Source organism: Gaiella sp. (genome assembly GCF_057140465.1).
The window spans coordinates 1-8,456 of record NZ_DBNHWK010000003.1 but is presented as its reverse complement, the minus strand read 5'-3'; the positions used below and the strand labels follow the sequence as shown (position 1 = coordinate 8,456).

The window sequence follows — 8,456 nt, the reverse complement described above, 5'->3', positions numbered from 1 at the left end:
AGGCCCCGCCCCCCGGGGTCTCGATGCGCACGAGGTCGCCCGGTGCGAGGTCGACGGTCGCCGAGGCCGGAAGCTCGACGCCGTTGACGAGCGTGCGGCCCGGCAGCCCGTCACCGCCCCCGCTCCTCCCGCGGGGAGCGACCGACCGCCGCTGCGCGATCACGGACAGCCGCAGCGGCGCGAGGACGCGCAGCTCGCGCACGACGCCGTCGCCGCCGTGGTGTCGGCCGCGCCCGCCGGAGCCGACGCGGACCGCGTAGCGCTCGACGCGGAACGGGTACGCGCGCTCGAGCGCCTCGATCGGGGTGTTGCGCGCGTTCGACATCGCCACGTGCACCGCCGACGGCCCGTCGGCGTCCGGACATGCGCCCTGGCCGCCGCCGATCGTCTCGTAGTACGCGAAGGCCTCGTCGCCGAGGACGACGTTGTTCATCGTCCCCTGCCCCTGGGCGGGCACGGGGAGTGCGCCGCCGAACGCGGCGAGCACGACGTCCGTGATCCGGCTCGACGTCTCCGTGTTGCCGGCCGCGACGGCGGCCGGGGGGCGCGCGTTGACGAGGCAGCCCTCGGGAGCGGTCACGGTGACGGGGGCGAACGCTCCCGACGAGGCCGGGAGGTCGGGGTCGGTGAGCGCGCGGACGACGAAGAAGCACGCCGAGCGGGTCACGGCGAGGGGGCAGTTGAGGTTGCCGTCGTGCTGCGGCGCGGTGCCGGTGAAGTCGATCCGCACCTCGTCGCCTGCGATCGTCACGGTCGCACGGATCGGGAGCAGCCCGCCGTCCACCTCGAGCGCGTCCTCCGCCGCGTACGTGCCGTCGGGCATCGCCCGGACGGCGGCGCGCACGACGCGCTCGGAGTAGGCGAGGAGCTCGTCCATCGCGGCTGCCACGCGCTCGCGGCCGCGGCGCGCGCAGAGCTCGGCGAGGCGGCGGTCCGCGAGCCGGTGGGCGGCGAGCTGGGCGCGCAGGTCTCCGCGGCGCTCGTCCGGCCCGCGCATGCGGGCCACGAGCCCCTCGAGGACCGCGTCGTCGAGCTTCGTCGGCGGGATCACGACGCCCTCCTCCTCGAGCCGGCGCGACCAGGGAGGCAGGCTCCCCGGCTCCTCGCCGCCGACGTCGACGTGGTGCGCGCGCGTGACGGCGAACCCGAGCGGCGTCCTCGTCACCGTCGTGATGTCGGGGAGGTGCGTGCCTCCGGTGTACGGGTCGTTGAGGATCCAGACGTCCCCCGGCTGCGGCTCCCGGGCGATCACGGCGGCGACGGCCTCCGGCATCGCGCCGAGGTGGACGGGGATGTGCTCCGCCTGCGCCACCATCCGGCCCCGCTCGTCGAAGAGGGCCGTCGAGCAGTCGTGCCGCTCCTTGATGTTCGCCGAGAACGCGGACCGGATGAGGGCTGCGCCCATCTCCTCCGCGATCGCCACGAGCTGGGCGCCGATCACCTGGAGCTCGACGGGGATCACGGTCACCGCGTCCGCTCCAGGCGCAGCGTCCCGTCGGCGTCCGTCGCCCCTGCCCACCCCTCGGGCACCCAGCACGTCGCGCCCTCGAGCGTCACGAGCTCCGGCCCCTGCACCGTGATCCGCCGTCCGCCGAGCGCGACCTCGGGCCCCGAGGTGACCCGTGCGGTGCGGACGGCCACGAGCTCGATCGTGCGTTGCCGGTCGGCGTACCCGTACCGCTCCTCGTGCGCGGCGTGGAACCTGGCGGCGAGGTCGGGGCCGAGCGGGACGGTGAGCTCGAACGACTGGCCGACGTAGCGGAGGTCGGCTTCGCCCTCGTCCGGCAGGTCCCCGACGCCGTCGAGCGGTGCGACGACGGGCCGCACGGCATCGCGTCGCTCGTCGCACGCCGCGAGCCCGAGCGCGCTCAGCACCCCCGCGGCGGCCGGCACGAGCACGGACGCGAGCCCGAGCTCCTCGGCGAGCGCGCACGCGTGCAGCGGGCCGGCGCCGCCGAAGGCGACGAGCGCGAAGTCCCGTGGGTCGAGGCCCTGCTCGACCGAGACGACGCGGAGCGCCCGCAGCATCTCGGCGTTCACGATCTCCACGACCGCGGACGGATCGATCTCGCCCAGCGCCGCGGCCGCGGCATCCCGATCGAGCGCGATCCCGCCCGGGAGCTCGGCGGGGAGGCGACCGAGCAGGAGGCTCGCGTCGGTGACGGTGGGGAGGGTGCCGCCGCGGCCGTAGCACGCCGGGCCGGGAATCGCCCCGGCGCTCTCGGGCCCGACGCGGAGCGCGCCGCCCGCGTCCCGGTGGACGATCGAGCCGCCGCCCGCGCCCACCGTGTGGATCGCGATCGTCGGGAGCCGCACCGGAAGGCCGCCGACGTCGCGGAGGCTCTCGCGGCGGGCCTCGCCGCCGACGATCGCGCACACGTCGGTCGAGGTCCCGCCCATGTCGAAGGCGATCGCGTCCGGGTAGCCGGCCCGGCGGGCGACGAGGGCGGCGCCGACCGCTCCCGCCGCCGGGCCCGAGAGCAGCGCCCAGGCGGCGTGGGCCGCGGCCTCGTCGAGCGTCACGACGCCGCCGGAGGAGCGCATCACGAGCGGCTCGGGGAGCCCCGCGCCGGTGCCGGCGGCCCGAAGCCGCCTCAGGTAGCCGCCGAGCACCGGGCCGAGGTACGCGTCGACGGTCGTCGTCGAGGCGCGCTCGTACTCGCGGATCTCGGGTGCCGACTCGTGGGACGCGACGACGTGGGCATCCGGGTGACGGCGTCGGAGCTCCTCGGCGACGGCGCGCTCGTGCGTGGGGTCGTCGTAGGCGTGGAGGAGGCAGACCGCGATCGCCTCGACGTCCCCGGGCGACGGCAGGGTGGCGAGGTCGAGAGGGGTCAGCACGCCTCCCGGGACGAGCCGCTCGCGCACGCCGTGACAGCGCTCGAGGGGGACGAGCGGCTCGGGATGCTCGGCGCAGAGCCGGTACAGGTGGGCACGGTCCTGCCGACGCAGGTGGAGCAGGTGCTCGAAGCCCTCGGTCGCCACGAACGCGGTGCGCGCGCCCCGGCGCTCGAGGAGGGCGTTCGTGGCCACCGTCGTGCCGTGCGTGAACCGCTCGACGTCGACGGCGGACGCACCGACCGCCCGCGCCGCTGCGACGACGGACTCCTCCTGCTGCCGGGCCGTCGGCACCTTCGCCGTGCGCACCCCTTCCGGCCCGACGAGCACGGCGTCGGTGAACGTGCCGCCGACGTCGATGCCGAGCACCGTCACGCCACGACTCTACGCACCGGCTGCCACCGGCGACCCCACGCCCGCGGAGCGGGTAGCGTCGGAGCCGACGATGGCCGACGACCTCGATCCGCTCGAGCAGCATCTGCTCGACGCCCTGCGCGGGCTCGCGGCGTCGCCCGGCTCGCCGTCGCCGGCGCCGTCCGAGGCGGCGGCGGCGTGGCGGGCGCAGGTCGACAGCCGTCACTGCGATCACGTCGGCCGTCGGCTCCAGGAGCAGGGGCGCGGCTTCTACACGATCGGCTCCGCCGGCCACGAGTCGAACGCGCTCGTCGCGCTCGCGCTCCGCCCGACCGACCCGGCGCTCCTCCACTACCGGTCCGGGGGCTTCTACCTCGCGCGCGCGGGCCAGGTGGGCCGCGACGGGGTGCCGGACATCCTGCTCGGGATGACCGCGGCCGCCGACGAGCCGATCGCGGGCGGTCGCCACAAGGTCTTCGGCCATCGCGACCTCGCGGTGATCCCGCAGACGTCGACGATCGCCTCGCACGTCCCCCGGGCGGTCGGGATCGCCCTCGCCGTCGATCGTGCCCGGAAGCTCGGCGTGGCGAGCGCCTGGCCGTCGGACGCCGTCGTCGTCTGCAGCCTCGGCGACGCCTCGGTGAACCACGCGACCGCCCAGGCCGGCCTCAACACCGCGGCGCACTGCGCCCACCAGCGGCTGCCGCTGCCGCTCCTTCTGCTCTGCGAGGACAACGGCCTCGGCGTGAGCGTGCGCACCCCGTCGGGGTGGACGGAGTCCGCGCTCCGCGCGCGTCCGGCACTGCGGTACGAGCAGGTCGAGGGCGACGATCCCGCCGCGGTGCTCGAGGCGTCCCGCACGCTCGCCGACTGGGTCCGCGAGACGCGTCGTCCGGCCGTGCTCCACCTGGGGGTGGTGCGGTTCCTCGGGCACGCCGGTGCGGACGCCGAGGTCGCCTACCGGACGCCGGCCGAGATCCGCTCCGACCTCGAGCGCGACCCGCTGCTCGCGACCGCGCGATGGCTCGTCGGCGCCGGGGCCGCCTCGGGGGACGAGCTCGCGGACGACTACCTCGCGAGCCGCGAGCGCGTGCGCCGGCAGGCGGACGAGGCCGCTCGGCAGCCGCAGCTCGCCTCGGCGGAGGCGGTGATGGCGCCGCTCGCACCCCGGCGGCCGGACCGCGTGGCGGAGCTGGCCGAGCGGCAACCGCCCGGGGGCATCGAGGCGCTGACGCTCGCGCAGGCGATCAACGCGGCGCTCGGCGAGGCGCTCGAGGCGCACCCGGAGACCCTGCTCTTCGGCGAGGACGTCGCCGTGAAGGGCGGTGTGTACGGAGTCACGCGCGGCCTCCACGCACGCTTCGGCGCGGGTCGGGTCTTCGACACGGTGCTCGACGAGACCTCGATCCTCGGTCTCGCGCTCGGCGCCGCCGTCAGCGGGCTCGTGCCGATCCCCGAGATCCAGTACCTCGCGTACCTCCACAACGCGGAGGACCAGCTGCGCGGCGAGGCGGCGACGCTCTCGTTCTTCTCGCAGGGGGCCTACCGCAACGGGATGGTCGTGCGCATCGCCGGGTACGGGTACCAGCGCGGCTTCGGCGGCCACTTCCACAACGACGACGCGGTCGGCGTCCTACGCGACGTCCCCGGGGTCGTGATCGCGTCGCCCGCACTGCCCGACGACGCGTCCGCGATGCTGCGGACGTGCGTCGCGGCGGCGAAGGTCGACGGCAGCGTCTGCGTCTTCCTCGAGCCGATCGCGCTCTACCACGTGCGCGACCTCCACGCGGAGGGAGACGGGCTCTGGACGGCGGCCCCGAGCGGGGCGCACGTGCCGATCGGGTCGGCGCGGACGCACGGCACGGGCGACGACCTCACCGTCGTGACCTGGGGAAACGGCCTCTTCCTCTCCCTGCGCGTCGCGCGTCGGCTCGCCGAGCGCGGCGTCGGGGCACGTGTCGTCGACCTGCGCTGGCTGGCGCCGTTCCCGCTCGAGGACGTGCTGCGTGAGGCGAACGCGACCGGCCGCGTGCTGGTCGTCGACGAGACGCGCCGGACGGGCGGCGTCTCCGAGGGCGTGGTCGCTGAGCTCCTCGACGCCGGGTACCGCGGACGCATCGCGCGGGTCGCGAGCAAGGACTCGTTCGTGCCCCTCGGCGACGCGGCCCGTCTCGTGCTCGTCTCCGAGCCGGAGATCGAGGCCGCGGCCGACGCGCTCCTCGCCGACTGAGCTCCGCGTCCGCCCCCCGGACGCTCCCGCAGTACCATCGCCGACGGTGAAGGCACTCGTCGTCAGCTTCTACTTCCCGCCCGCCGCCGGCGGCGGCGTGCAGCGGCCCCTGAAGATGGCGCAGTACCTGCCGGCGCTCGGTGTCGAGACGCACGTGCTGGCCCCGGACGACCCGCGGTGGGTGCACCGCGACGACGGCGCGCGCCTCCCGACGCAGGCCTGGGTGCATCGGGCGCGCTACCTCGGCCCGGGCGGCCGCAAGCCCGCCGAGGAGCTGCACGGCACGGAGGGCGTCGAGCGGATGCTCGTCCAGGCCCGGCTGCTCGGACGGCGCCTGATCGTCCCCGACGAGAACGCCAGCTGGGCGCTGACGGCGGTGCCGACGGCGATCCGGCTCGTCCGCGACCAGGGCATCGACGTCGTGGTCACGACGTCGCCCCCCGGCTCCGTGCACCTCGTCGGCGCCGCGGTCAAGCGCGCCACCGGCGCCCGGTGGATCGCCGACGTGCGCGACTCGCTGACCGCCCACGTCCACCGGCGTGCCGACACGACGGCGACGCGGGTCAAGGAGCGCCTGCGGTCGAGCACCGCCCACCTCGTCGCCTCCCAGGCCGACGCGGTCGTCTGCGTCGCCGACTTCATCGCCGACGAGGTGCGGGGCCTCGGCGCCCGCGGCGAGGTGCGCGTGATCGCCAACGGCTGTGACTTCGACGACGTTGCGGGGCTCGCGTACCGGCCGGCCGAGCGCATGCGGATCACGCACACCGGCAGCTTCTTCGGCAAGCGCGATCCGCGGCCGTTCCTGCAGGCGCTCCACGACTCGGGGCTCGACGTCGTGGCGCGCTTCCTCGGGGACTTCCGCAGCGCGGACCGGGAGTGGGCCGAGGGCCTCGGGCTCGCCGACCGCCTGCAGCTGATGCCGTACGCGCCGCGTGCGACCTCGCTCTCCCTGCAGCGCGACTCCGAGGCGCTCCTGCTCCTGATCCCGGAGGCCGGCGGCCGGGGCCGCGGCGTCCTGTCCGGGAAGGTGTTCGAGTACCTGTCGGTCCGCCGGCCCGTGCTGGCGCTCGTCCCGCCCGGCGGGGCGGCGGCGGAGCTGCTCGAGGCCGTCGGCGCGGGCCCGGTCGTCGCGCCCGACGACGTCGGTGCGATCCGGGAGGCCCTCGCCGGCCTCCACGAGCGCTTCGTCGAGGGCGGGCTTCCCGACCTCGAGCTCACGCCGGAGTGGGAGGAGCGGTTGTCGCGGCGCGCGCGGATCGAGGAGCTCGTCGAGCTGATGGGGGAGATCGCGTGAGGCGACGCGACCGCGCCCCGATCGTCGAGGCGCTCTTCTTCGCCACGGTGCTCACCGTCACGTTCGCGAAGCTGCAGTGGGAGGTCGCGGGGTCGCTGTCGCTCTCGGACGTCCTCACCGCGCTCTTCCTCGTCGCGTTCGCGCTGCACCGGCTCGAGCGCTTCGACGGGCGCTTCGCGCGCTGCGCCGGTGTCGCGGCGGGGTTCTTCCTGGCGTTCGCGGTCGTCTATCTGCTCGGGTACTTCAACCTCGACACCGCGCAGTCGCTCGACCAGTGGGTGAAGGGGATGATCAAGTTCGTCCTCCACTTCCTGTTCCTCGTCGCCGGGCTCGCGCTCGTGGTTCGGCGGGGCGAGCGCTTCTACTGGCTGACGCTGGCCGCGTTCTGCGTCGGGATCGGGCTCAACGCGGTGTACGGCGTCGCGCAGCTCGCCGTCGCGGAGCTGAGCGGCGGCAACCTCGACACGGTGTTCGTGCACCCGCTCACCGGCGGTGCGAGCCGCATCAACGTCTTCGGCGCGGTCGAGGGCGCCAGCGTCTACCGGCCGAACGCCCTCACCGGCGACCCGAACCACCTCGGCATCGAGCTGATCGTGCCGCTGCTCGTCCTGCTGCCCATCTACCTCCGCCTGGAGCCCGGTCACAGGCTGCGCACGCCGCTGATGCTCGGGCTCGCCTTCGGGCTCGTCGTCGAGCTCGCGACGCTCTCCCGCAGCGGGCTGCTCGGCCTCGCCTGCGGCCTCGCCGTGCTCGCCGTGCCGTACCGGCGCAAGCTGTTCTCGGCGCGGTTCCTCCTGCCGCTCGTGGGCGTGGCGGCGGTGGTGCTCGCCGTGGTCGCCTCGCGTGCCGACTTCTTCGAGCAGGTGCTCCGCGCGCGGGTGAGCACCGAGGGAGGCGGCGCCTCGACCCACTTCCGCGTCTACGAGTTCGTCCCGGACATCCTCGCCCAGAACCCGTTGCTGGGGCTCGGGCTCAACAACTTCTCCGTCTACTACGAGTTCGTCACCGGGCGCACCGACTTCGGGCCGCACTCCTTCTACGTCGCGCTCTTCGTCGAGACGGGCCTCGTCGGCGCCGTCGTCTTCGTCGCCTTCGTCGCGTACCTCTTCCGGCGGCTCTCGCTCGCCCGCCGCGTCGGGCGTACGCTCGCCGTCGCCGGCGACGCGGTCGCCGCCCGGGTGCGGCCGCTCGCGTGGGGGCTCACGGCGGCCCTCGTCGGCACCCTCGTCGCGAACGTCTTCTACCTGACGATCAGCTTCTACTACTTCTTCGTCGTCGCGCTGCTCGCGATCGCCCCGGCCGCCGTCTTCGGCCGCCGCCTCGCCGCATGAGGGTCGTCGTCCTGACGACCTCGTACCCGCGCCACGAGGGGGACGTCGCCGGGGTGTTCGTGCGCGACGCCGTCGAGCGGCTGCGGGCCGGCGGCGTCGACGTCGACGTCGTCTCGCCCGCGTCGTTCCGGCACTTCGGCATCGCCTACGGCGACGGCGTCGTCAACAACCTCCGGCGCAGGCCGTGGCTCGTGCTCGCGCTGCCGCTGTTCCTCGTGTCCTTCGCCCGCGCGGCGCGACGTGCCGCCCGCGGCGCCGACGTCGTGCACGCGCACTGGCTGCCGTCTGCCCTGCCGGCGCTCGCGACGGGACGGCCGTTCGTGCTGCAGCTGTGGGGCTCCGACGTCGCGCTCGCGCACCGCGTCCGGCCGCCTGCGCGGTGGCTGGTGCGTCGGGCACGGCTCGTCGT

General features: G+C 75.2%; 6 protein-coding genes. 4 read left to right on the top strand and 2 right to left on the bottom strand.

The window, feature by feature from the left end; all coding sequences use genetic code 11:
* Both AC162C_RS00160 and AC162C_RS00155 read right to left on the bottom strand, forming a co-directional pair.
* On the bottom strand, window positions 1-1,468 hold a 1,468-nt coding region (locus tag AC162C_RS00160), incomplete at its 3' end, for a hydantoinase B/oxoprolinase family protein (RefSeq protein WP_484095780.1).
* Window positions 1,465-3,213 (bottom strand): hydantoinase/oxoprolinase family protein, encoded by a 1,749-nt coding sequence (locus tag AC162C_RS00155; RefSeq protein WP_484095779.1) that lies wholly within the window; start codon window positions 3,211-3,213, stop codon window positions 1,465-1,467. The genes AC162C_RS00155 and AC162C_RS00160, both read right to left, overlap by 4 nt.
* Window positions 3,214-3,283: 70 nt before the next feature.
* Here AC162C_RS00155 and AC162C_RS00150 point away from each other — a divergent pair, with 70 nt between their 5' ends.
* From AC162C_RS00150 to AC162C_RS00135, 4 genes are all read left to right on the top strand, one after another.
* Window positions 3,284-5,422: a thiamine pyrophosphate-dependent enzyme gene (locus tag AC162C_RS00150; protein ID WP_484095778.1), complete on the top strand. Its 2,139-nt coding sequence runs from the start codon at window positions 3,284-3,286 to the stop codon at window positions 5,420-5,422.
* A 46-nt stretch (window positions 5,423-5,468) separates the two neighbouring features.
* Window positions 5,469-6,716 carry a glycosyltransferase gene (locus AC162C_RS00145; RefSeq protein WP_484095777.1) on the top strand — a complete coding sequence of 416 codons (1,248 nt, stop codon included), beginning with the start codon at window positions 5,469-5,471 and terminating at the stop codon, window positions 6,714-6,716.
* Window positions 6,713-8,047, top strand: a complete 1,335-nt coding sequence (locus tag AC162C_RS00140) for an O-antigen ligase family protein (RefSeq protein ID WP_462972651.1) — start codon at window positions 6,713-6,715, stop codon at window positions 8,045-8,047. The genes AC162C_RS00145 and AC162C_RS00140 overlap by 4 nt, the downstream gene beginning before the upstream one ends.
* Window positions 8,044-8,456, top strand: a 413-nt coding sequence (locus AC162C_RS00135; RefSeq protein ID WP_484095776.1) for a glycosyltransferase, incomplete at its 3' end; no start/stop codon positions are given. The genes AC162C_RS00140 and AC162C_RS00135, both read left to right, overlap by 4 nt.

Bases quoted from the DNA above. Each gene is read 5' to 3' on its own strand.
- AC162C_RS00150 (WP_484095778.1), top strand. From the start codon at position 3,284: ATGGCCGACGACCTCGATCCGCTCGAGCAGCATCTGCTCGACGCCCTG.